Genomic DNA, 21,786 nt, shown 5'->3' on the forward strand with positions numbered 1-21,786 from the left:
TCTGTTCTTTTTCGAAAGAGCGGTAAATATTAGTTTTGAAGTCAGTATTCATTGAGTCACAAAATCTTAAATTGAAGAGTTTGATCATGGCTCAGATTGAACGCTGGCGGCAGGCCTAACACATGCAAGTCGAGCGGAAACGACACTAACAATCCTTCGGGTGCGTTAATGGGCGTCGAGCGGCGGACGGGTGAGTAATGCCTAGGAAATTGCCTTGATGTGGGGGATAACCATTGGAAACGATGGCTAATACCGCATAATGCCTACGGGCCAAAGAGGGGGACCTTCGGGCCTCTCGCGTCAAGATATGCCTAGGTGGGATTAGCTAGTTGGTGAGGTAATGGCTCACCAAGGCGACGATCCCTAGCTGGTCTGAGAGGATGATCAGCCACACTGGAACTGAGACACGGTCCAGACTCCTACGGGAGGCAGCAGTGGGGAATATTGCACAATGGGCGAAAGCCTGATGCAGCCATGCCGCGTGTATGAAGAAGGCCTTCGGGTTGTAAAGTACTTTCAGTTGTGAGGAAGGGTGTGTAGTTAATAGCTGCGCATCTTGACGTTAGCAACAGAAGAAGCACCGGCTAACTCCGTGCCAGCAGCCGCGGTAATACGGAGGGTGCGAGCGTTAATCGGAATTACTGGGCGTAAAGCGCATGCAGGTGGTTCATTAAGTCAGATGTGAAAGCCCGGGGCTCAACCTCGGAACTGCATTTGAAACTGGTGAACTAGAGTGCTGTAGAGGGGGGTAGAATTTCAGGTGTAGCGGTGAAATGCGTAGAGATCTGAAGGAATACCAGTGGCGAAGGCGGCCCCCTGGACAGACACTGACACTCAGATGCGAAAGCGTGGGGAGCAAACAGGATTAGATACCCTGGTAGTCCACGCCGTAAACGATGTCTACTTGGAGGTTGTGGCCTTGAGCCGTGGCTTTCGGAGCTAACGCGTTAAGTAGACCGCCTGGGGAGTACGGTCGCAAGATTAAAACTCAAATGAATTGACGGGGGCCCGCACAAGCGGTGGAGCATGTGGTTTAATTCGATGCAACGCGAAGAACCTTACCTACTCTTGACATCCAGAGAAGCCAGCGGAGACGCAGGTGTGCCTTCGGGAACTCTGAGACAGGTGCTGCATGGCTGTCGTCAGCTCGTGTTGTGAAATGTTGGGTTAAGTCCCGCAACGAGCGCAACCCTTATCCTTGTTTGCCAGCGAGTAATGTCGGGAACTCCAGGGAGACTGCCGGTGATAAACCGGAGGAAGGTGGGGACGACGTCAAGTCATCATGGCCCTTACGAGTAGGGCTACACACGTGCTACAATGGCGCATACAGAGGGCAGCAAGCTAGCGATAGTGAGCGAATCCCAAAAAGTGCGTCGTAGTCCGGATTGGAGTCTGCAACTCGACTCCATGAAGTCGGAATCGCTAGTAATCGTGAATCAGAATGTCACGGTGAATACGTTCCCGGGCCTTGTACACACCGCCCGTCACACCATGGGAGTGGGCTGCAAAAGAAGTGGGTAGTTTAACCTTTCGGGGAGGACGCTCACCACTTTGTGGTTCATGACTGGGGTGAAGTCGTAACAAGGTAGCCCTAGGGGAACCTGGGGCTGGATCACCTCCTTATACGAAGATACCACGATGAGTGTCCACACAGATTGATTAGGTTTAGAAAGTAAAAGAGACGATATTGGGTCTGTAGCTCAGCTGGTTAGAGCGCTCGCCTGATAAGCGGGAGGTCGGTGGTTCGAGTCCACTCAGACCCACCAATATCGATTAGAAACAAAGATGGGGCTATAGCTCAGCTGGGAGAGCGCCTGCCTTGCACGCAGGAGGTCTGCGGTTCGATCCCGCATAGCTCCACCATCTTTAAGTGTTTTTATCTGAAAATATTTAAAAATGGTTCATTAGTTTGAATCAAGCTCTTTAACAATTTGGAAAGCTGACTGATTGATTTACTTACGAGTAATTCAATCAAATTTAAAAGTTCTCAATGTTTATCTTTCATTAGATGAACACAACAAACACATTCAAGTGTCTTGTATTCGAATCAATGTTTACATTGATTCACAATTGAGTCCGGCAAACAGTTATCAAGAATTAACCCTTCTTGATGACAACCAAAAACCTTGGTTAGTTGCCATACGCTTATTTGTCTTCACTTTATAAAGTGAAAGCAAATAGAAACCCTTTCGGGTTGTATGGTTAAGTGACTAAGCGTACACGGTGGATGCCTTGGCAGTCAGAGGCGATGAAAGGCGTAATAACTTGCGATAAGCCCAGATTAGGTAGTAATAACCTTTTGAGTCTGGGATTCCTGAATGGGGAAACCCACTTGCATAAGCAAGTATCCTGTTGTGAATACATAGCAACAGGAGGCAAACCGGGGGAACTGAAACATCTAAGTACCCCGAGGAAGAGAAATCAACCGAGATTCCGAAAGTAGCGGCGAGCGAAATTGGATTAGCCCTTAAGCTTTTAATGATGCAGGTGAAGAGTCTGGAAAGTCTCGCAATAAAGGGTGATAGCCCCGTAACCGACACATCATAATCAGTGAAAACGAGTAGGGCGGGACACGTGATATCCTGTCTGAATATGGGGGGACCATCCTCCAAGGCTAAATACTACTGACTGACCGATAGTGAACCAGTACCGTGAGGGAAAGGCGAAAAGAACCCCTGTGAGGGGAGTGAAATAGAACCTGAAACCGTGTACGTACAAGCAGTAGGAGCACCTTCGTGGTGTGACTGCGTACCTTTTGTATAATGGGTCAGCGACTTAATTTTAGTAGCAAGGTTAACCGTTTAGGGGAGCCGTAGGGAAACCGAGTCTTAACTGGGCGTACAGTTGCTAGGATTAGACCCGAAACCAGGTGATCTAGCCATGGGCAGGTTGAAGGTTGAGTAACATCAACTGGAGGACCGAACCGACTAATGTTGAAAAATTAGCGGATGACTTGTGGCTAGGGGTGAAAGGCCAATCAAACCTGGAGATAGCTGGTTCTCCCCGAAAGCTATTTAGGTAGCGCCTCGGACGAATACTACTGGGGGTAGAGCACTGTTAAGGCTAGGGGGTCATCCCGACTTACCAACCCTTTGCAAACTCCGAATACCAGTAAGTACTATCCGGGAGACACACGGCGGGTGCTAACGTCCGTCGTGGAGAGGGAAACAACCCAGACCGCCAGCTAAGGTCCCAAAGTATAGCTAAGTGGGAAACGATGTGGGAAGGCTCAGACAGCCAGGATGTTGGCTTAGAAGCAGCCATCATTTAAAGAAAGCGTAATAGCTCACTGGTCGAGTCGGCCTGCGCGGAAGATGTAACGGGGCTAAGCTATACACCGAAGCTGCGGCTACGTACCTTAGGGTATGTGGGGTAGGGGAGCGTTCTGTAAGCCGTTGAAGGTGGTCTGTAAGGGCTGCTGGAGGTATCAGAAGTGCGAATGCTGACATGAGTAACGATAAAGGGAGTGAAAAACTCCCTCGCCGGAAGACCAAGGGTTCCTGTCCAACGTTAATCGGGGCAGGGTAAGTCGACTCCTAAGGCGAGGCCGAAAGGCGTAGTCGATGGGAAACGGGTTAATATTCCCGTACTTCTTACAATTGCGATGGGGGGACGGAGAAGGCTAGGTGGGCCTGGCGACGGTTGTCCAGGTTCAAGTACGTAGGCGGAAAGTTTAGGTAAATCCGGACTTTCTTAACGCTGAGATACGATGTCGAGCTACTACGGTAGTGAAGTCATTGATGCCATGCTTCCAGGAAAAGCCTCTAAGCTTCAGATTGTAAGGAATCGTACCCCAAACCGACACAGGTGGTCGGGTAGAGAATACCAAGGCGCTTGAGAGAACTCGGGTGAAGGAACTAGGCAAAATGGTACCGTAACTTCGGGAGAAGGTACGCTCTTATCAGTGAAGTCCCTTGCGGATGGAGCAGACGAGAGTCGCAGATACCAGGTGGCTGCAACTGTTTATTAAAAACACAGCACTGTGCAAAATCGTAAGATGACGTATACGGTGTGACGCCTGCCCGGTGCCGGAAGGTTAATTGATGGGGTTAGACTTCGGTCGAAGCTCTTGATCGAAGCCCCGGTAAACGGCGGCCGTAACTATAACGGTCCTAAGGTAGCGAAATTCCTTGTCGGGTAAGTTCCGACCTGCACGAATGGCGTAATGATGGCCACGCTGTCTCCACCCGAGACTCAGTGAAATTGAAATCGCTGTGAAGATGCAGTGTACCCGCGGCTAGACGGAAAGACCCCGTGAACCTTTACTACAGCTTGGCACTGAACATTGAACCTACATGTGTAGGATAGGTGGGAGACTATGAAATTGCGTCGCTAGATGTGATGGAGTCGTCCTTGAAATACCACCCTTGTAGTTTTGATGTTCTAACGTTGGTCCCTGAATCGGGATTACGGACAGTGCCTGGTGGGTAGTTTGACTGGGGCGGTCTCCTCCCAAAGAGTAACGGAGGAGCACGAAGGTGGGCTAAACACGGTTGGACATCGTGTGGTTAGTGCAATGGCATAAGCCCGCTTGACTGCGAGAATGACAATTCGAGCAGGTGCGAAAGCAGGTCATAGTGATCCGGTGGTTCTGAATGGAAGGGCCATCGCTCAACGGATAAAAGGTACTCCGGGGATAACAGGCTGATACCGCCCAAGAGTTCATATCGACGGCGGTGTTTGGCACCTCGATGTCGGCTCATCACATCCTGGGGCTGAAGTCGGTCCCAAGGGTATGGCTGTTCGCCATTTAAAGTGGTACGCGAGCTGGGTTTAGAACGTCGTGAGACAGTTCGGTCCCTATCTGCCGTGGGCGTTGGAAAATTGAAAGGGGCTGCTCCTAGTACGAGAGGACCGGAGTGGACGAACCTCTGGTGTTCGGGTTGTCATGCCAATGGCATTGCCCGGTAGCTAAGTTCGGAATCGATAACCGCTGAAAGCATCTAAGCGGGAAGCGAGCCTTGAGATGAGTTTTCCCTGGCACTATAAGTGTCCTAAAGGGTTGTCGTAGACTACGACGTTGATAGGCAGGGTGTGTAAGTGCTGCGAGGCATTGAGCTAACCTGTACTAATTGCCCGTGAGGCTTAACCATACAACACCCAAGGGGTTTTGTGGACTCAGATGTACCAGACCTTGAATGCGTTTGAAGAGATACTTTTAGATAAGCTTTCCGAATTTTAAAATTTGCTTGGCGACCATAGCATTGTGGACCCACCTGATTCCATGCCGAACTCAGAAGTGAAACACAATAGCGCCGATGGTAGTGTGGGGTTTCCCCATGTGAGAGTAGGACATCGCCAGGCTCTAAATTTATTTTCACTTTTAAAAAGTGAAGACAAAAAGTTTTCAGAATCGTCTTTAAACGATTCCTGAATTGCTGATATAGCTCAGCCCGGTAGAGCGCACCCTTGGTAAGGGTGAGGTCCCCAGTTCGAGTCTGGGTATCAGCACCATTATTTAGTTGATTTGATTCATCAAGTTGACAACAGAATTTGTTTGACGACCATAGCATTGTGGACCCACCTGATTCCATGCCGAACTCAGAAGTGAAACACAATAGCGCCGATGGTAGTGTGGGGCTTCCCCATGTGAGAGTAGGACATCGTCAGGCTTAAATTGCATTATGCTGAATAGACACTGCGGAGTGGTAGTTCAGTTGGTTAGAATACCGGCCTGTCACGCCGGGGGTCGCGGGTTCGAGTCCCGTCCACTCCGCCATTTATTTAGAAGCCTCGCTAGCAATAGCGGGGCTTTTTTACATCTAAATTATAGTGTTTCGCCCCTCCATCTAATGACTTCCACATAAGATTTCCCGTACCCCATAACTCCTAGCCAACGCGTCCCTATTATTCCGTCATTTATCAGAAATCCCAATCCTACGACTAGAATCACATCATTTCTGATTCCAATTGTGGTTTGACACAAGAAAGGCTTCAAACGCATGCAACTCTTTAAGCTTACTGATCAAATACTCGAGCCATACGACGTTGTAAGTTAGGTTAATGAGACTGTTCTGACTCAGCGCCCCCATTCAATACCTGAAACTATACGAGCATTACAACTCATCCTGCTTGCTCAGTGCTTGGAGTCTCCCTCAAGTATTAGCTAACAGCCCTTCGTCTAGGAAACCTGACTTCTGGCCTATCAGTGAATCTAGAGGGTAGCCTGATGTGTATGGAGGATTTCGCTAAGAACGCTAGAGTCCTTAATGAGTAGACTTAATAGCTCTTGTTATGCATTGAGCTTAAACCACTCTCTATAGCATTAAGCACTTTGTTCGAAGCATTTTAAAGGGTGAAATCGAACTAGAGTCAGTTTGAAGGTGAGAGTCGCTAGGTTGAGCTCCCCAAGTGATGCCAGAAGGATATATAAGCTAAGAAATAGAGTATCCCTCGATCCGTGCCGTGATATTTTTCACCCAACTGATTGAAATTCTTTGGTTCTAGGCACTGGTATCTTAGGATGTTTACCGGTCTCTCTTCGATTCTGATGTGCTTGTTGACTCGATATGAACTAGTTGTTTTCACCGTTTTTACTCTGAACATATTGATTTCTTGCTGGTTAGTTCAAGCTATGTTTAAGGTATTACGACTAATCTTAAGCTAAGAAGTGTCATTTCTGTTGCTTGGTAAGAATAGAAACAGCGGCGTATAATTTTGTGATTATTTTAAAAATAGATAAAGCCTTAAAACCTAATGGGTCGAACTATGAAATTAAGCTTTAACTTTGAAGATGCGAGCCAGATCTTTGTAGGATCTTTTGCTTTGGCCGTGCCGATTTCTTTTTCTGAAGAAGCGTGGAAGTTAGGAGAGACTTTACCGAGCGCTAATCTATTGCTGTTATTTTTACTATCAGCTGTGTTCCTCGGCTTCTATACGTATGAGAGTGTATTTCAGAAAGATATTGTCGCACGGTTGCCGGTGTTTATTTTCAGAATAGTTATTGCTTACGTCATGACGGCAATGGTCGTTGCTTTGGTACTGACTTGCCTAGACAAATTACCTCTATTGAGTGATCCCGTCGTATCGATCAAAAGAGTGATTGTTATTTCAATGCCAGCCTCTATGGGCGCTATTGTAGTGGATAGTTTTGATAAAGAGTGACCTGTGTGTCAATTTGGATTGAAGCGCCTTACAGAGCTTTCTAACGCTTATTTGAACCGTTATTTAGCTTTCTCACCTCCAAACTTAGCATTGATTTTTTCAACCGATCTCCTCATCAATAAAATGAGTAGCAACGTACTGTGACTGACTCTTACGTGAATGTGTCGTTTGTTGTTGGGAGATTTTGAAGAGTATTAAGTAGCGAAGATTTGTAGCTTTGGAAGGATATAAAAACGGTTGGTTTCTGAATTGAATATGGTATTTGAAAGGTGAGGGTAGTTGTATTGAAAAGTTAGGATCTTTAGATGCAAAAAAGCCGCATCAATGATGCGGCTTCTTTTAATTGGCTCCCCTTGCAAGACTTGAACTTGCGACATACGGATTAACAGTCCGCCGTTCTACCAACTGAACTAAAGGGGAATTGATTATTTAGTCTCTAATCAAGAGAATGGTGCCGACTACCGGAATCGAACTGGTGACCTACTGATTACAAGTCAGTTGCTCTACCTACTGAGCTAAGTCGGCATCATGAATCAAAAAGCCTATGCTTGATGATTAACTTGGCTCCCCTTGCAAGACTTGAACTTGCGACATACGGATTAACAGTCCGCCGTTCTACCAACTGAACTAAAGGGGAATTATTCTTAAAGCTTTAAAGAAATGGTGCCGACTACCGGAATCGAACTGGTGACCTACTGATTACAAGTCAGTTGCTCTACCTACTGAGCTAAGTCGGCACATAATATTTCTTTGTGCTTTACTGTTGTTGTCTAGGACACCAACAAATAAATTGTGGTGCCCGGAGGCGGAATCGAACCACCGACACGAGGATTTTCAATCCTCTGCTCTACCGACTGAGCTATCCGGGCGACGAGGTGTATTAAACGTGTTTTCGCGTTCTGGGTCAACATTAAATTGCAAAAAAAGTATCGTTTGATGTTTTTCTATACTTAGTGGATTGTTTTTGTTCGTTTGGGGCTAAAAACCTAGGTCTAGCATGCTCTAAAAGATACTGAAACTACGGTTAACTGGACGGAATAGGCACCGAAACAAAAAAAGCACGTATGAAAACGTGCTTTTATATTTAAGAATTTACTCGAGAGTTTAGTGTTTTACTTCAAACCTATTAACCCAAGCTTCTAATTCGTTAGAAAGGGAGGCGAGAGTTTGAGTGCTGTTATGACTTTCTGTCACCACATTACTCAGTTGGTTGCCACTTTCTTCGATCATATTGATACGCTTCGAAATATCGTCACTCACCTGAGTCTGCTCAGCGGCGGCTGTCGCGATTTGATGACTCATCGATGAAATAGACTCTAATGCGATAACAATCTGTTGTAGAGCTTCAGAGGCATTCTGGGACTCTGTTACGGTGCTTTCACTGGTCGTCGCACACACTTCCATAGTTTTTATTGCGTTACGAGAGCCTTCTTGAAGGTTATTGATCATTAGCTGGATTTCTTTGGTGCTTGATTGTGTTCGACCTGCAAGGTTACGAACCTCATCAGCCACAACCGCAAATCCGCGGCCTTGTTCACCAGCGCGCGCAGCTTCAATTGCCGCATTTAGCGCTAGAAGGTTAGTTTGTTCTGCAATATCACCGATGACGTCTAAGACCTTAACGATGTTATGTACATCGCTATCTAGGTTAGCGACGGCTTCACTGGCCGTTCCTAGTTGGCCTGCTAGACCTTGAATGTTATCTACCGTGTTGTGAATTAGCTGCTGAGTATGTTGGCTCTGTTTATCAGCTTCGTCAGTATTACGCGCAGTATCACCCGCTGAATCAGCAACATTGTTGGCTGAAGAGGCCATTTCCGTCATAGCTGTCGCGATCATCTCAGTCGACTGTTGCTGAGTCTCGGTCAGCTGAGCTATAGAACCTGCACGATCTTCCACGCGCTGTAACTCACCTCTTAATGCCAGCATTGATGCATTAAGGTTTGAGACTAGCTCGGCTAACGACTTACTCATTTGTTGTACGGCGTGGTAAATACTGCCGTCGATTGCTTGATTTTCGAAAGAGGTTTGAATGCGGCCTTCTGCGACGGCTTGTACCGCTTCTCTTACATCGTTTGGCTCGCCACCAAGAAGCGCTAGCATGCGCTTAATGGATGCAATCAAGCTCGATAGGATAAGACCAGCAATCACGACACAAAGGAACAGCTGCCATTGAGCGGTAGACCAGAAACGAGCGTTAACTTCATTGAAGCCGATACCGGTGCCTACAACCCAACCCCAATGCGGAGTCTTCTCTGCAATAGACAGTTTTTCTTCAATCGTTCCGTCTGGAAGCTTTTGTGTCCAGGTGTACTCAATGATCTGGCCAGTACGATTGCCAAGTACTCTTTGGATTAGCTGGCCAACACTATTGCCGTCGCCATCTTTAAAGTCGTTAAAGCTGGTTCCGTGTAGTTGAGGATCTAATGGTGTCGCGATAAACCTCATGTTCTCATCTGCGACGTAGACATATTCATTGTCTTTATAGATGTTGTTACGTAGTAGGCGAGTCGCAAGTTGTTTAGCTTGCTGTTCTTCTAGTGTGCCATCAATCGCCATTTTTTCGACTTCAGTAAGAATGCTGTATGCGCTCTTAAACAGCTCTGTTACGCGAGCTTTGTTGTCCATGTTGCTAGCAACTCTTAAGGTCCATAAGCCTGTAGCAGTTAACGCTAGTAGAGCAACCAAGATGATGCCCGATAGTAAGTAAGCTTGCGTTTTTAATTTCATATTTTCCTGCGTAGCGATTCAATAATCAGTATTAGATATAATTCATCGAATCTTAATCTAAGTGTTGTAAGGCAGATATTAGAAAGATATCAAAATATGATAGAGATTAAATTTCCGAAGAAAAAAAAGTAACAGATTGATGTGTTGTTTATTTTTAAGTGACGATAAGCGGCTAAAGGTGCTTAATTTCAGAGGTGGTTTAGTTTGTATCGAGAGGGTTTGAACGAATTCAAGGATTGGTGCTATCGATATCGAAAAGGGGATGTCTTTAACTTTATGGGGGGGGGGGATTAAGGCTTGATGTTGGGCTGGCGGCAATACTGAATAGAGTTAGCTTTTGCTCAAACGAAAAAAAGCCAAGTCTTTCGACTTGGCTTTCTTGAATGTGGCTCCCCTTGCAAGACTTGAACTTGCGACATACGGATTAACAGTCCGCCGTTCTACCAACTGAACTAAAGGGGAATTATTTGTGTTTAACAATGTTCTTTTAGGTATAAATAATCCATAAAGACCATTATTTGTTAAGCACCAAATAATGGTGCCTCGAGGCGGAATCGAACCACCGACACGCGGATTTTCAATCCGCTGCTCTACCGACTGAGCTATCGAGGCAAAAGAATGGTGCCGACTACCGGAGTCGAACTGGTGACCTACTGATTACAAGTCAGTTGCTCTACCTACTGAGCTAAGTCGGCACACTAAATTCTTTGCTTTAGAGAGTAAACTCTCTAATTAAAACCTCATATAAAATGAAGTTCTTGAAAATGGCTCCCCTTGCAAGACTTGAACTTGCGACATACGGATTAACAGTCCGCCGTTCTACCAACTGAACTAAAGGGGAATTACTTGTCTCAACATCAGGTCTATAAAGACCATTATTTGTTAAGTACCAAATAATGGTGCCTCGAGGCGGAATCGAACCACCGACACGCGGATTTTCAATCCGCTGCTCTACCGACTGAGCTATCGAGGCAAAAGAATGGTGCCGACTACCGGAGTCGAACTGGTGACCTACTGATTACAAGTCAGTTGCTCTACCTACTGAGCTAAGTCGGCACACTAAATTCTTTATGCTTTTGTTCGTGTTGCTACTCCCTGTTAAAGAGTAATGACACCAACAAATCAAATTGTGGTGCCCGGAGGCGGAATCGAACCACCGACACGAGGATTTTCAATCCTCTGCTCTACCGACTGAGCTATCCGGGCAACGGAGCGCTATTAAACGGATTTTCTGCATAACCGTCAACACCTTTTTTGAAAATAATTAAAAAAAACGTTCGTTAGTTGTTTTTTTATTCAAAAGTGAGGCTTACGTTTTACCTTGGTTAAAATCTTTCTTGAATTTTGTTACTTTTTCTAAGTATCTACGCGACTCTTTGTTTGGGTGTTTCTTTGTAAGTGCCCAGTAAGCTTGACTAGGTTGCAATGAGTTTAAGTCACGCATTGCCCGTTTTCTGTCCTTACTGAAGGTATTGAGTACCCCACCAGTGCCACCGTTGTATGCTGAGATCATACTGTATTCGAGTGTGGTTGGGTGTTGCACGTCCTTCAAATAACGATTTTTAAGGATGTAAAAGTACGCAGTTCCCGCATCAATGTTGTTTTCTGGATTGAATAAATACTCAGGGCTCGGCTCGCCAGGTTTCTTTTTGACAAGCTTAAAGACATCTCGACCTGCAGTTTTTGGGACTACCTGCATAAGTCCATAAGCATTCGCCCAGCTCACGGCGTATGGGTTGAAACTACTTTCTGTTTTGATGATCGCGTAAATCAAGTCTTCAGGAATGTCATAACGTTGAGATGCGCGACGAACGATATCTGCGTACTTATAGCTTCGTTTGCTGGCGTGATCGGCCACCATTGGAATTTCGACGTAATACGCTTTTTTAAAGTCGACTTCCTTAGTTTTTAAGTTATTGGCGATCAGGTAATCAGCAAACTTATTAGCGCGCCATGTCCATTGGATTGGCTTCTTATCCTGATCAACGACTTGGTTATAGAGGAAAGGTTGGCCTTCTAACTTGATGCTTTTGGAAGAGAATAGATCGACATTCGCAGGATCATCTGGCGTTAAAAGTGTCGTCATTATTGCATTTTTGAGGTGCTTTTTAGGATCCGTTGAGGATACGGTTTCAACTGTGATTAGACCTTGGCTAAAGTTTACTTCTGAACGGCTCAAGTAATTATCTATGTATTTCACATAGTTACTCTTGCCCGCCATCTTTACTTCACTGCTGCCCCAACGTTTTTGGATATTGCCAGAAAAGCTATTAATTAAAGAATCTAACGCCCCAGTGTCTTTTTCAAATTGACCGGGTAGCTCCGCTAAATTACTGACAAATCGGTTGGTTGGTTCGTAATTAACATCATAAAGGCTTTCGACAAATTCACGACTGCAGCCAGTTAACAACATGGCTGTTAGGAAGTAACTTAGCTTTTTCATAGTTCCTCATACAAAAATGACATCGCAGCGTTAACCATGATGTCATTAAAATTTGCTTAAATAAATGTCTTATTCGCTTGGTGGAGTGTAGCCATCAATAACGACATCTTTACCTTCGAAAAGGAAGTTAACCATCTCAGTTTCAAGAAGTTTACGATGTTCAGGATCCATCATGTTTAGCTTCTTCTCATTGATAAGCATGGTTTGCTTGCTTTGCCATTGTCCCCAAGCTTCTTTAGAGATGTTGTCAAAGATACGCTTACCTAAGTCACCTGGGTAAAGTTGAAAATCTAGGCCTTCAGCATCTTTTTGAAGGCGAGCACAAAATACAGTGCGGCTCATAGTGGTTCCTCTTATCGCGTTCGTTGATTCAAACGTCGTCGTTCAGTTCAAAGGGTAGGCTCTCAATAAGCTGCTTTACAGGAGCGGCTAGGCCAATTTCTTCCGGTTTTGATAAGTTATACCAGAGACCTTTAGTCCCTTCCATTATCAAATCTGGTTGTTTATCTAATTTTACTAATACAGGTGTGATATCTAAATGGTAGTGGCTGAAAGTATGTCGAAACGCAATCATGGTCTTGATCGAATCGGTTTCACTATCTTTGATCGAACGAAGATCTAATTGATGTTCGATCTCTGCGTTTTCATTTTGAGGGAAACAGAACAGTCCTCCCCAGATACCAGACTGAGGGCGTTGTTCGAGCCATACTTGATTATCGTGGTACAGAATCACAAACCATGTTTCTTTTATTGGTTTTTCTTTCTTCGGTTTCTTGCCTGGGAAATCGAGCTGTCGATCGAGCTTCTTAGCTTCGCACATGCTTTCAATCGGGCACAACGTACATTTGGGCTTGCTACGAGTACAAACCATCGCACCCATATCCATCATGGCTTGATTGTACTTATCGACATCTTGTTGCGGAGTGTGTGTTTCTGCGTGTTCCCACAACTGGTTCTCGACTTTCTTTTGCCCCGGCCAACCCTCTACAGCGAAGCTTCTCGCCAAGGTACGCTTGACGTTGCCATCAAGAATTGCATGAGGAAGTTTATGCACAGAGGATAGCACTGCAGCGGCAGTAGAGCGTCCAATACCCGGTAGCGCGTTCATTTCTTCGATAGAAAGTGGAAATTCACCACCGTATTGCTCGGCAACAATCTTGGCAGCCTTGTGCAAGTTACGAGCTCGCGCGTAATAGCCAAGCCCTGTCCATAAGTGCAGCACCTCATCTTGTTCGGCGTTCGCTAGGTCAATAACCGTTGGAAAGCGTTCTAAGAAGCGCTGGTAGTATGGAATCACCGTGGCGACTTGAGTCTGCTGAAGCATGATTTCAGATAGCCAAACGGTGTAGGCGGTTTTGTTTTGTTGCCAAGGTAATTCTTTACGCCCAAAGGCGTCATACCACTTTAATATGGCGGTTGCGAAAGGAGTCACGACATGCTCTATGCTTTGCTATTATTAGGAGTGAAATTGCACCACACTTACGGTTGGATGTAAAACAGACAAATTGTGTGGGAATTTATCCACGGAAAGACTTGCACCGGAGGCAATTCTTTGGATAATCCCCGCTTTGATTAATCAATGTGCAGGCAAAAATCAATGAGTGAAGTGACCACTAACGAATATACTGAAGACGGCAAACTGGTTCGTAAGATCCGTAGTTTTGTTCGCCGCGAAGGCCGCTTAACAAAAGGCCAAGAAAACGCGATGAACGAATGTTGGCCAACAATGGGTATCGACTACAACCCAGAACTTCTTAATTGGAAAGAAGTGTTTGGTAACGACAACCCTGTTGTACTAGAAATTGGCTTCGGTATGGGTGCATCACTGGTTGAAATGGCAAAGAATGCGCCTGAGAAAAACTTCTTAGGTATTGAAGTTCATAGCCCAGGTGTTGGTGCGTGTTTAGGTACAGCTCGCGATGCGGGTGTAACGAATTTACGCGTAATGTGTCACGATGCAGTAGAAGTATTTGAGCACATGATTCCAGACAGCAGCCTGTATACACTGCAACTGTTCTTCCCTGACCCATGGCACAAAGCTCGTCACCATAAGCGTCGTATCGTTAAGGCTGAGTTTGCAGAGATGGTTCGCGGTAAGCTGCAACTTGATACTGGTATTTTCCACATGGCAACAGACTGGGAAAACTACGCAGAACATATGATTGAAGTGATGAACGTAGCTCCAGGCTTCAAGAATATCGCTGAAGATGGGGATTACATTCCTCGTCCAGACGAGCGTCCGCTAACTAAGTTTGAAGCGCGTGGCCACCGTTTAGGTCATGGTGTTTGGGACATTAAGTTTAAGCGTACTAAGTAATTCTGAATCAAATTAAGTGAAGGTGAATCCGACTTAGGATTAAACCCTACACTTTATGGGATTGATTAAAGCCAACATTATTGTAATGTTGGCTTTTTTGTCCTTAGGCTTTTATTGCGATAAAGGTTTAAGGACAGAAAGTAATGTCACACCCCCTACAAAAATAACAATAAAGAAGTAAGCAAACATGAAACCAACTCAAGCTATTTTGGCCGAGATTTTAGATGAAGTTCGCCCTTTAATTGGTCAGGGAAAGGTCGCTGATTATATTCCTGCATTGGCTCGCGTATCGAATCAGAAACTGGCGATTGCGGTATACACCAATGAAGGTGAAGTCATTCAAGCTGGCGATGCCGATGAAGCCTTTTCCGTGCAATCAATCTCTAAAGCTTTAAGCCTGACGTTAGCGATGGTGTTGTATAAGCCGGAAGAGATTTGGCAACGAGTAGGGAAGGAGCCTTCAGGACAAGCCTTTAACTCGATGATTCAGCTTGAGATGGAACACGGCATCCCTCGTAACCCGTTTATTAACGCAGGTGCGATTATCGTTGCTGACTTATTGCAAAGCCGTCTATCTGCACCAAGGCACCGTTTATTAGAATTTGTACGTCAGCTATCCGGTGATACTCATATTGTGTATGACAAGGTTGTGGCAGCTTCTGAAATGATGCACAGCGATCGCAATGCTGCCATCGCTTATTTGATGCGTTCATTTGGTAATTTTGAGAACGATGTTATTCCCGTACTCAACAATTATTTTCATGCTTGTGCGCTTAAAATGACCTGTGTTGACTTGGCGAAGACCTTTAGCTATTTGGCAAACAAAGGTGTGTCAGTTCAGACCAAGAAAGAGATCATCACGCCAGTTCAAACCAAACAGCTGAATGCTTTGCTTGCGACATGTGGCTTGTATGATGGGGCGGGAGAGTTTGCCTATCGTGTTGGAATGCCCGGAAAGTCTGGTGTCGGTGGCGGGATTATTGCGATTGTTCCTGGCGAAATGACGATCGCGGTGTGGTCTCCAGAACTGGACGCATCGGGTAATTCACTAGCGGGAACTCAGGCTTTAGAATTACTCTCTGAGCGTATTGGTCGTTCTATTTTTTAGAAGAAAGATGCGAGATTCGAGCACGGACTTTGTCCTATAGAACGCTTCGCTCCGAGAGAGGGCTATAAAACAAAAAGGGTTGACCCTAAAGCCAACCCTTACGCAATGCTTCTCGAATCTCGATCTATTCGTCTTCTTCTGCCATAAAGGCTTCCAGCAAATCATTTAGGAATAACTTCCCTTTTTCAGTGATCTGCCAGTGAGTGTCGGTTTCATTCAAGTAGCCTAGCTCTTTTGCCCATTCAATCGTTTCTTGAATCGAGTCGAAGCCAAGCCCAGTCGTATCGATGAAATCTTGTTTTGGACACGCTTCCATTAACCTAAAGCGGTTCATAAAGAACTCAAAAGGTCGGTCTTCATTCGGCACTTCAAACTCATCGGATAGGTACGGTTTCACCATGTTCTGGTAAGCCGCTAAATAGCCTCTCGGGTGCTTAACCTTAGTGGTGCGAACAATGCGTCCATCTGCAAAGCTTAGCTTGCCATGAGAGCCACAGCCAATACCTAGATAGTCACCAAAGCGCCAGTAGTTAAGGTTATGTTGGCACTGATATCCCGGCTTGCTGTAGCCTGAAATTTCATATTGTACATACCCTGCGTCCGCGAGCTTTTTATGGCCTAGGTCGAAGATATCCCAAAGGTCATCATCATCAGGCAGCGTTGGCGTTTTGTAATAGAACATGGTGTTAGGTTCTATTGTTAGCTGATACCAAGATAAGTGCGGAGGGTCGAGTTCGATCGCTTTATCCAAATCAGCCAACGCTTGTTCAATATTCTGATCGGGTAAGCCGTGCATTAAGTCTAAGTTGAAACTATTCAATCCAATCTTATGTGCTAAATGAGCTGCGTTGACCGCTTCATCTTGACCATGAATACGCCCAAGTATTTCCAGTTTCTCTTGCTCAAAACTTTGCACACCCACCGAGATTCGAGTAATGCCTGCCTTTTGGTAACCTGCAAAACGCTCAGCTTCGATAGTTCCCGGGTTGGCTTCCATGGTGATTTCTATTTCAGGTTTGAACGGGATGCGCTGTTCAATGCCTTGTAACAATCGGCCAATTCCTTCAGGAGAAAACAGGCTTGGGGTACCGCCACCAATAAAGATCGAGTGCAATGGGCGAGGTGCGCCATTGAGTTGGTATTTTTCGATATCGGTATCGAGATCCTCAAGCAGTGCATCGATGTACTCTTTTTCAGGAATCTCGGCTTTGAGAGCGTGAGAGTTAAAATCACAATACGGACACTTTTGTACACACCATGGGATGTGTACATAGAGGCTAAGTGCGGGTGGTATTAGCGCTGCATTGTGCATTACAGAGCTTGCTCCTTGAGAGTCTTGAATAGTGACGCAAGTGCTTTACCACGGTGTGATAGTTGCTTCTTACGTGAAGATTCAAGTTCTGCTGAGGCGCAGTTATCTTCTGGTACAAAGAAGACAGGATCGTAGCCAAAGCCATTCTCACCGTGTTCTTCAGTCAGAATGCGACCTTCCCATTTACCGTGACACACCAATGGTGTTGGATCGTTTTCGTGACGCATTAGTACCAATACACAGTGGAAACGCGCAGTACGCTTTTCAGTTTCGACACCTTGCATCGCGTTTAGCAATTTTTCGATGTTCTGCTTATCGGTTGCCCCTTCACCTGAGTAACGCGCTGAGTAGATGCCCGGAGCACCATTTAAGTAATCAACCTCTAAACCTGAGTCGTCAGCAATGGCTGGCAGCCCTGTTTCTTTCGCTGCGTGGCGAGCTTTGATGATGGCATTTTCAATGAAAGTCGTTCCTGTTTCAGCGACTTCTGAAACGTTAAATTCACTTTGCGCGACAACGTCAAAACCAAACTCAGACAGAATATCTGCCATCTCGCGAACTTTACCTTGGTTGCCTGTTGCTAAAACAATCTTACTCATGGGGATGTGGCTCTAATAAGTTAATGACTAGAAAAGTGAGCTTTGAAGCTACTCTTCTATATAGAATTTTTGTGTGAAACGCAGTGGTCCAGTGCCTTTCAAACCTGCGTTAACATCAATATTAAAAGTGATGTTTTCTTCGTGAGTGATAGGGAACTCTGCAAGGTAATAAATCGCATCGCCTTCCTTTATTTCACGGAAGTTAAGCGTGCGAGTGTTACCTACTAGGTTTCGTGCTGTTCCCGTAATTTTAGCCGTTGTTGCAGGCTTGCCTAGGGAAGCGTTGTCTAGCACGCTGATGTTTAGAATCGCTGAGTATCCGTTTCGTTTCAGCTTATATTGCTTAGCGACCTGTGCAGTTAAAAACGTGGAATTGAAAGCCGAGTAATGAACCTCGACATCCTTGATACTTTTAAACTGTCCTGCCGAGCTTGGTAGGGCAATTAGAGCGGTGAGTAGTGCTGTTATCCATAGACGCATAATGACTCCAATAAATAGCAAAAAGCCATCATAGGATGGCTTTGACTTCAGTTGGGATCTGACTTGGTGAGCATATTCGAACTTGCTTATGCCGACCGAGCTCTCCCTTTTCTATCTTAATTTGCCCTTTCGCGACCTTAAATTGTTTCGCAAGGTATTTCGCTAAGTGAGCATTTGCTTTGCCATCAACCGGTGGTGCAGTAATGGCAATTTTCAGTTCCTCTCCGTGCAAGCCGACAATCTTGTCTCGGCTTGCTTTGGGTTGGATATAGAGCCGAAGAAGAATATCGTCTTCTTCGGCCCAAACTGCTTTTGGCATCGTCAAAGTACCTGATGTTCGTACTTGAATTATAGCTGATACCAAATAGGACCGATCATGTCGCCCATTAGGAAGTTCGCAAATTGCAGAACAATGAACAGAACAAGCACACTTAGGTCGAAGCCACCCATATCAGGAAGGATACGGCGAATTGGCGTTAGCATTGGTTCTGTTAACTGATGGAATACGTATTCGATTGGGCTACGGCCTTGGCTAACCCAGCTCAGGATTGCACGGATTAGCAGAACCCAGAAAATCAAACCACCAGCCGCTTTGAGCAGAGAGAGTGCGCCAAAGATCAGGAAGCTGATATCAAATACAGCCGCACCGCCAGAGATAATCAAGTTTAGAGCGACGAACTTAAGTACACACAGCACATAAGCGAAGACAACCGTCGCAAGGTCAAGGCTGCCTATTGATGGAATCACTCGGCGTAGCGGGGCAACAACCGGTTGTGTCGCTTTTACGATAAATTGTGAGAATGGGTTGTAGAAATCTGCACGTGATGCTTGTAGCCAGATACGCAAGATCACAACCATGATGTAAAGATCAAAAACGGTCGAGATCAGAAAGCTCATCGAATTCATATTGTTTCCTTTTTCGGATTTACTTGCCGCTAGGTATCACCCGAACGGCACAATGCTTTTGTACTGTAACGAGTATTAAAACAGTTTTTCCATCTCTTCAGCTCGAGCAACCGCCGCTTGCATGGCTTTCGCTACGATGTCTGATAGTTGATGGTCGTTAAACGTGCGCAATGCTTCTGCGGTCGTTCCGCCTTTTGAAGTCACTTGCTCACGCAGTGTTGATAATTCAGTATTTGGATTCGCTACCACCATCTCTGCCGCGCCTAATGCAGATTGCTGCACTAATTTACGAGCGGTTTCTTGGTCAAAACCTTGGTTAATTGCTTCAGCTTGCATCGCTTCCATAAACAGGAAGAAGTAAGCCGGAGCACTCCCCGCCGCTGCAATGATGTTGTTGATACCAGACTCTTGTTCAACCCAGCTTACCTCACCTACGGCTTGCATTAGCTGAGAAGCGAACTCTTTATCGCCCTGACTAACCGTTGAGTCAGCATAAAGGCCGCTCATCCCTTTACCAAGTAGTGATGGCGTGTTTGGCATCACACGCACAAGGTTCAGCTGGCAGTTTAACATCTCATTGAGTCGATTCGCATTAATACCCGCGGCAATTGAGATAACCAGTTTGTTGCTGAAGTCGATACCTTGTAAGGGTTTACATACATCAACCATCATTTGTGGCTTCACGGATAACACAACAACGTCTGCTTGTTCTGCTGCGGCAATATTATCGCTGGTGGTATTGATGCCGTACTCTTGCTCTAACGGCAGCCTTCTGGTGTCTGAAGGCGCTGTTGCAGTAATCTTTTGCGCTGGGTAACCACTCGCCACTAAGCCCGCTACAATCGAGCGAACCATATTTCCCGCCCCAATAAAGGCGATGTTCTTATGTTCCATATATAAAATCCTGAGCGTGTCGCTGCGCGGTTAAAGCGAAGCGGTATCAATACTGTATTTTTCGTTGCCACTTGTTGTTGCTTGTTGTAGCTATTTCTTGTTACGTGCTGTGCTATTTCGCGTAATCACGAGCACCGAAGATAGCCGTTCCAATGCGAACCATAGTGCTGCCAGCCTCAACTGCTGCATCCATATCACCACTCATACCCATCGAAAGGGTATCTATGTTTGGATACTTTGCGGCTAGCTTATCTTTAAGCTCCGCCAGTTGAGAAAATGCATTAAGCTGAGATTGATAGTCAGATACGTTTGCAGGAATCGACATCAATCCTCTTAAAGTGAGGTTAGGGAGCGACGAAATCAACTCCGCGAGTGCAAAAACTGTTTCTTCTGACGTTCCAGACTTGGATTCTTCACCACTGGTGTTTACCTGAATCAAAACTTGCAAAGGTGGAAGTTCGCTTGGTCGTTGATCACTAAGTCTTTGTGCGATCTTATCGCGTTCAACAGAATGTACCCATTGGAAGCTTTCTGCGATTGGGCGGGTTTTATTGGATTGAATTGGGCCAATAAAATGCCACTCTAAATTTAGGTTAGAATGTTGTTCTGAAAAGTGTTTTACTTTATCAACACCTTCTTGTACATAGTTTTCACCAAAGGCAACTTGGCCTCCGAGTGCGGCTTCTAGAATCGCATCAATAGGCTTAGTTTTGCTGACGGCTAAAAGTTGCACGGACTCTGGAGCTCGTCCGCACTTTTGCTCAGCACTACGTATCTGTGAGGTGATTTGTTCGATATTTTGTTGAATACTACTCATAGCTGACTTTACTTAAGGGAAAATAAATGGATATCACTGAGTTACTAGATTTTAGTGTAAAGCATAACGCGTCAGATCTACATCTTTCTGCGGGTGTATCTCCAATGGTACGTATAGATGGTGAAGTAAGGAAGCTTGGAATACCAGCTTTGAGCCATGCTGATGTGCATCGTTTGGTTTTTGAGATCATGAGTGATTCACAACGCGGTGAGTTCGAAGAAAAACTGGAAGTCGACTTCTCTTTTGAATTACCCAACGTTGGTCGCTTCCGTGTTAATGCTTTTAACCAATCTCGTGGCTGCTCTGCTGTGTTCCGTACCATTCCAGTAGAGATTCCCACCCTTGAACAGCTAGGGGCTCCTGAGATATTTGAAAGAATATCTAATTATGAAAAAGGGCTAGTATTGGTCACAGGGCCGACTGGTTCAGGTAAGTCGACAACTTTGGCTGCGATGGTGGATTACGTTAACCGTAACCATAATAAGCATATATTGACGATTGAAGACCCGATCGAATTTGTTCATACCAACAACAAATGCCTAATCAACCAACGAGAAGTGCATCGCGATACTCACAGCTTCAAAGCGGCATTGCGTAGTGCGTTGCGTGAAGATCCAGACGTAATCCTTGTCGGCGAACTTCGTGACCAAGAGACTATCAGCTTAGCGCTAACTGCAGCAGAAACGGGTCACTTAGTTTTTGGTACTTTGCACACGAGCTCTGCGGCAAAAACCATAGACCGTATTATCGATGTATTCCCGGGTAGCGACAAAGACATGGTGCGTTCAATGTTGTCTGAATCGTTACGTTCGGTGATTGCCCAGAAGCTGTTGAAGCGTGTTGGTGGCGGTCGTGTGGCTTGTCATGAAATCATGATGGCGACACCTGCGATCAGAAACTTGATCCGTGAAGATAAGGTCGCGCAGATGTATTCGATTATTCAAACGGGGGCGGCACACGGTATGCAGACCATGGAGCAAAATGCGAAGCAGTTGATGGCTCAAGGTCTGGTTGATTCAGAAGAGGTCGAGAAAAAGATCGAAATTGAAACCTCAATGTTTTAATCAAGGTGAACA

The 21,786-nt window shown here is 45.5% G+C and carries 15 protein-coding genes, 16 tRNA genes and 4 rRNA genes; 12 read left to right on the forward strand and 23 right to left on the reverse strand.

The window, feature by feature from the left end; genetic code table 11:
* Window positions 1-68 precede the first annotated feature (68 nt).
* The 9 genes from AACU28_RS10695 to AACU28_RS10735 all read left to right on the forward strand — a co-directional run bounded on the left by AACU28_RS10695 (window position 69) and on the right by AACU28_RS10735 (window position 7,104).
* Window positions 69-1,623: ribosomal RNA gene (locus AACU28_RS10695) — 16S ribosomal RNA — on the forward strand.
* Between the two features lie 66 nt (window positions 1,624-1,689).
* Window positions 1,690-1,766, forward strand: a tRNA-Ile gene (locus AACU28_RS10700).
* A gap of 21 nt (window positions 1,767-1,787) precedes the next feature.
* Window positions 1,788-1,863: transfer RNA gene (locus AACU28_RS10705), tRNA-Ala, on the forward strand.
* A gap of 337 nt (window positions 1,864-2,200) precedes the next feature.
* Window positions 2,201-5,093: ribosomal RNA gene (locus tag AACU28_RS10710) — 23S ribosomal RNA — on the forward strand.
* Window positions 5,094-5,188: 95 nt separating this feature from the next.
* Window positions 5,189-5,304 (forward strand): 5S ribosomal RNA (rrf, locus tag AACU28_RS10715).
* A 73-nt stretch (window positions 5,305-5,377) separates the two neighbouring features.
* Window positions 5,378-5,454, forward strand: a tRNA-Thr gene (locus AACU28_RS10720).
* Between the two features lie 42 nt (window positions 5,455-5,496).
* Window positions 5,497-5,612 (forward strand): 5S ribosomal RNA (gene rrf / locus AACU28_RS10725).
* The 16S, 23S and 5S rRNA genes sit together here with 4 tRNA genes alongside, the layout of an rRNA operon.
* A gap of 30 nt (window positions 5,613-5,642) precedes the next feature.
* Window positions 5,643-5,719 (forward strand) — tRNA-Asp (locus AACU28_RS10730).
* 989 nt (window positions 5,720-6,708) lie between these two features.
* On the forward strand, window positions 6,709-7,104 hold the full coding sequence (locus tag AACU28_RS10735; RefSeq protein WP_121602932.1) for a DUF2391 family protein: 396 nt from the start codon (window positions 6,709-6,711) through the stop codon (window positions 7,102-7,104).
* A 344-nt stretch (window positions 7,105-7,448) separates the two neighbouring features.
* Here the strand turns inward: AACU28_RS10735 and AACU28_RS10740 are convergent.
* The 16 genes from AACU28_RS10740 to mutY all read right to left on the reverse strand — a co-directional run bounded on the left by AACU28_RS10740 (window position 7,449) and on the right by mutY (window position 13,709).
* Window positions 7,449-7,524, reverse strand: a tRNA-Asn gene (locus tag AACU28_RS10740).
* Between the two features lie 29 nt (window positions 7,525-7,553).
* Window positions 7,554-7,629, reverse strand: a tRNA-Thr gene (locus AACU28_RS10745).
* A 36-nt stretch (window positions 7,630-7,665) separates the two neighbouring features.
* Window positions 7,666-7,741: transfer RNA gene (locus tag AACU28_RS10750), tRNA-Asn, on the reverse strand.
* Window positions 7,742-7,765: 24 nt separating this feature from the next.
* Window positions 7,766-7,841 (reverse strand) — tRNA-Thr (locus AACU28_RS10755).
* A gap of 56 nt (window positions 7,842-7,897) precedes the next feature.
* Window positions 7,898-7,973: transfer RNA gene (locus AACU28_RS10760), tRNA-Phe, on the reverse strand.
* Window positions 7,974-8,208: 235 nt separating this feature from the next.
* Window positions 8,209-9,834: a methyl-accepting chemotaxis protein gene (locus AACU28_RS10765; protein ID WP_121602934.1), complete on the reverse strand. Its 1,626-nt coding sequence runs from the start codon at window positions 9,832-9,834 to the stop codon at window positions 8,209-8,211.
* A 386-nt stretch (window positions 9,835-10,220) separates the two neighbouring features.
* Window positions 10,221-10,296 (reverse strand) — tRNA-Asn (locus AACU28_RS10770).
* A gap of 74 nt (window positions 10,297-10,370) precedes the next feature.
* A tRNA-Phe gene (locus AACU28_RS10775) sits at window positions 10,371-10,446 on the reverse strand.
* Window positions 10,447-10,453: 7 nt separating this feature from the next.
* Window positions 10,454-10,529: transfer RNA gene (locus AACU28_RS10780), tRNA-Thr, on the reverse strand.
* A gap of 70 nt (window positions 10,530-10,599) precedes the next feature.
* Window positions 10,600-10,675, reverse strand: a tRNA-Asn gene (locus AACU28_RS10785).
* Window positions 10,676-10,731: 56 nt separating this feature from the next.
* Window positions 10,732-10,807 (reverse strand) — tRNA-Phe (locus tag AACU28_RS10790).
* Window positions 10,808-10,814: 7 nt separating this feature from the next.
* Window positions 10,815-10,890 (reverse strand) — tRNA-Thr (locus tag AACU28_RS10795).
* Window positions 10,891-10,964: 74 nt separating this feature from the next.
* Window positions 10,965-11,040, reverse strand: a tRNA-Phe gene (locus AACU28_RS10800).
* Window positions 11,041-11,143: 103 nt separating this feature from the next.
* Window positions 11,144-12,277: a membrane-bound lytic murein transglycosylase MltC gene (gene mltC / locus AACU28_RS10805; protein WP_017077770.1), complete on the reverse strand. Its 1,134-nt coding sequence runs from the start codon at window positions 12,275-12,277 to the stop codon at window positions 11,144-11,146.
* A gap of 69 nt (window positions 12,278-12,346) precedes the next feature.
* Window positions 12,347-12,619: an oxidative damage protection protein gene (locus tag AACU28_RS10810; protein ID WP_004735465.1), complete on the reverse strand. Its 273-nt coding sequence runs from the start codon at window positions 12,617-12,619 to the stop codon at window positions 12,347-12,349.
* A gap of 28 nt (window positions 12,620-12,647) precedes the next feature.
* On the reverse strand, window positions 12,648-13,709 hold the full coding sequence (gene mutY, locus AACU28_RS10815) for an A/G-specific adenine glycosylase (RefSeq protein WP_017077771.1): 1,062 nt from the start codon (window positions 13,707-13,709) through the stop codon (window positions 12,648-12,650).
* A gap of 165 nt (window positions 13,710-13,874) precedes the next feature.
* Here mutY and trmB point away from each other — a divergent pair, with 165 nt between their 5' ends.
* The gene (gene trmB / locus AACU28_RS10820; RefSeq protein WP_121602935.1) at window positions 13,875-14,594 is read left to right on the forward strand and encodes a tRNA (guanosine(46)-N7)-methyltransferase TrmB; all 720 of its coding nucleotides are present in this window, start codon (window positions 13,875-13,877) and stop codon (window positions 14,592-14,594) included.
* 187 nt (window positions 14,595-14,781) lie between these two features.
* Window positions 14,782-15,702, forward strand: a complete 921-nt coding sequence (gene glsB / locus AACU28_RS10825) for a glutaminase B (RefSeq protein ID WP_004735469.1) — start codon at window positions 14,782-14,784, stop codon at window positions 15,700-15,702.
* Between the two features lie 124 nt (window positions 15,703-15,826).
* Here glsB and hemW read toward each other — a convergent pair whose 3' ends face one another.
* The 7 genes from hemW to AACU28_RS10860 all read right to left on the reverse strand — a co-directional run bounded on the left by hemW (window position 15,827) and on the right by AACU28_RS10860 (window position 20,710).
* Window positions 15,827-17,014 (reverse strand): radical SAM family heme chaperone HemW, encoded by a 1,188-nt coding sequence (gene hemW / locus AACU28_RS10830; RefSeq protein ID WP_121602936.1) that lies wholly within the window; start codon window positions 17,012-17,014, stop codon window positions 15,827-15,829.
* Window positions 17,014-17,613 carry an XTP/dITP diphosphatase gene (locus AACU28_RS10835; RefSeq protein ID WP_121602937.1) on the reverse strand — a complete coding sequence of 200 codons (600 nt, stop codon included), beginning with the start codon at window positions 17,611-17,613 and terminating at the stop codon, window positions 17,014-17,016. Before AACU28_RS10835 ends, hemW begins: the two co-directional genes overlap by 1 nt.
* Before the next feature lie 48 nt (window positions 17,614-17,661).
* A complete protein-coding gene (locus AACU28_RS10840; protein WP_004735472.1) occupies window positions 17,662-18,093 on the reverse strand; it encodes a DUF4426 domain-containing protein in 432 nt (143 codons plus the stop codon).
* 28 nt (window positions 18,094-18,121) lie between these two features.
* Window positions 18,122-18,412 (reverse strand): DUF167 family protein YggU, encoded by a 291-nt coding sequence (gene yggU / locus AACU28_RS10845; RefSeq protein ID WP_009847703.1) that lies wholly within the window; start codon window positions 18,410-18,412, stop codon window positions 18,122-18,124.
* 29 nt (window positions 18,413-18,441) lie between these two features.
* Window positions 18,442-18,999 carry a YggT family protein gene (locus tag AACU28_RS10850; protein WP_004735475.1) on the reverse strand — a complete coding sequence of 186 codons (558 nt, stop codon included), beginning with the start codon at window positions 18,997-18,999 and terminating at the stop codon, window positions 18,442-18,444.
* A gap of 75 nt (window positions 19,000-19,074) precedes the next feature.
* Entirely contained in the window at window positions 19,075-19,893 is an 819-nt protein-coding gene (proC, locus tag AACU28_RS10855; protein WP_065682910.1) for a pyrroline-5-carboxylate reductase, read from the reverse strand.
* Between the two features lie 112 nt (window positions 19,894-20,005).
* Window positions 20,006-20,710, reverse strand: coding sequence for a YggS family pyridoxal phosphate-dependent enzyme (locus AACU28_RS10860; RefSeq protein WP_017077775.1), 705 nt, complete (start codon window positions 20,708-20,710; stop codon window positions 20,006-20,008).
* A 26-nt stretch (window positions 20,711-20,736) separates the two neighbouring features.
* Here AACU28_RS10860 and AACU28_RS10865 point away from each other — a divergent pair, with 26 nt between their 5' ends.
* Window positions 20,737-21,774 (forward strand): type IV pilus twitching motility protein PilT, encoded by a 1,038-nt coding sequence (locus AACU28_RS10865; RefSeq protein ID WP_004735478.1) that lies wholly within the window; start codon window positions 20,737-20,739, stop codon window positions 21,772-21,774.
* The last annotated feature ends 12 nt before the right edge of the window (window positions 21,775-21,786 follow it).

The organism is Vibrio sp. SBT000027 (assembly GCF_963894355.1).
Classification (GTDB): domain Bacteria; phylum Pseudomonadota; class Gammaproteobacteria; order Enterobacterales; family Vibrionaceae; genus Vibrio; species Vibrio splendidus.

Coding starts and splice junctions, on each gene's coding strand:
- AACU28_RS10865 (WP_004735478.1), top strand. CDS start 20,737: ATGGATATCACTGAGTTACTAGATTTTAGTGTAAAGCATAACGCGTCA.
- AACU28_RS10765 (WP_121602934.1), bottom strand. CDS start 9,834: ATGAAATTAAAAACGCAAGCTTACTTACTATCGGGCATCATCTTGGTT.
- AACU28_RS10810 (WP_004735465.1), bottom strand. CDS start 12,619: ATGAGCCGCACTGTATTTTGTGCTCGCCTTCAAAAAGATGCTGAAGGC.
- AACU28_RS10850 (WP_004735475.1), bottom strand. CDS start 18,999: ATGAATTCGATGAGCTTTCTGATCTCGACCGTTTTTGATCTTTACATC.
- mltC (WP_017077770.1), bottom strand. CDS start 12,277: ATGAAAAAGCTAAGTTACTTCCTAACAGCCATGTTGTTAACTGGCTGC.
- AACU28_RS10860 (WP_017077775.1), bottom strand. CDS start 20,710: ATGAGTAGTATTCAACAAAATATCGAACAAATCACCTCACAGATACGT.
- proC (WP_065682910.1), bottom strand. CDS start 19,893: ATGGAACATAAGAACATCGCCTTTATTGGGGCGGGAAATATGGTTCGC.
- hemW (WP_121602936.1), bottom strand. CDS start 17,014: ATGCACAATGCAGCGCTAATACCACCCGCACTTAGCCTCTATGTACAC.
- glsB (WP_004735469.1), top strand. CDS start 14,782: ATGAAACCAACTCAAGCTATTTTGGCCGAGATTTTAGATGAAGTTCGC.
- yggU (WP_009847703.1), bottom strand. CDS start 18,412: ATGCCAAAAGCAGTTTGGGCCGAAGAAGACGATATTCTTCTTCGGCTC.
- trmB (WP_121602935.1), top strand. CDS start 13,875: ATGAGTGAAGTGACCACTAACGAATATACTGAAGACGGCAAACTGGTT.
- AACU28_RS10835 (WP_121602937.1), bottom strand. CDS start 17,613: ATGAGTAAGATTGTTTTAGCAACAGGCAACCAAGGTAAAGTTCGCGAG.
- AACU28_RS10735 (WP_121602932.1), top strand. CDS start 6,709: ATGAAATTAAGCTTTAACTTTGAAGATGCGAGCCAGATCTTTGTAGGA.
- AACU28_RS10840 (WP_004735472.1), bottom strand. CDS start 18,093: ATGCGTCTATGGATAACAGCACTACTCACCGCTCTAATTGCCCTACCA.